The sequence below is a fragment of the Psychroserpens mesophilus genome, from assembly GCF_050617655.1.
GTDB classification, from domain to species: Bacteria; Bacteroidota; Bacteroidia; order Flavobacteriales; family Flavobacteriaceae; genus Psychroserpens; species Psychroserpens mesophilus_A.
In genome coordinates this window covers 1-248 of sequence record NZ_JBODQC010000365.1, presented here as the reverse complement: position 1 = coordinate 248, position 248 = coordinate 1, and the positions used below count along the sequence as shown (strand labels likewise).

Genomic DNA, 248 nt, shown 5'->3' with positions numbered 1-248 from the left:
AATACGACCCGGATTCCGAGGCCCCCAACCGGTTTCCGGAGTATTACGACGGTACGTTGTTCGTGTTTGAGTGGATGCGTAACTGGGTAAAGGCGTTGCGGTTCGATGCGGAAGAAAATTACCTGCGGGCTGAACCATTTATGACGGAAAACGGGGATTTCAGGCGCCCGATCGATGCGGTGTTCGGGAAGGACGGCATGCTGTACATGCTGGAATACGGTTCGGTCTACGGGGCGGACAACGACGAT

Annotated in this window: 1 protein-coding gene; it reads left to right on the top strand. The window is 55.2% G+C overall.

Features of this window, described 5'->3' with window-relative positions; translation table 11 throughout:
- Window positions 1–248 (top strand): hypothetical protein (locus ACRHNM_RS17615; protein ID WP_431137943.1); only part of this gene is annotated, 248 nt, incomplete at both ends.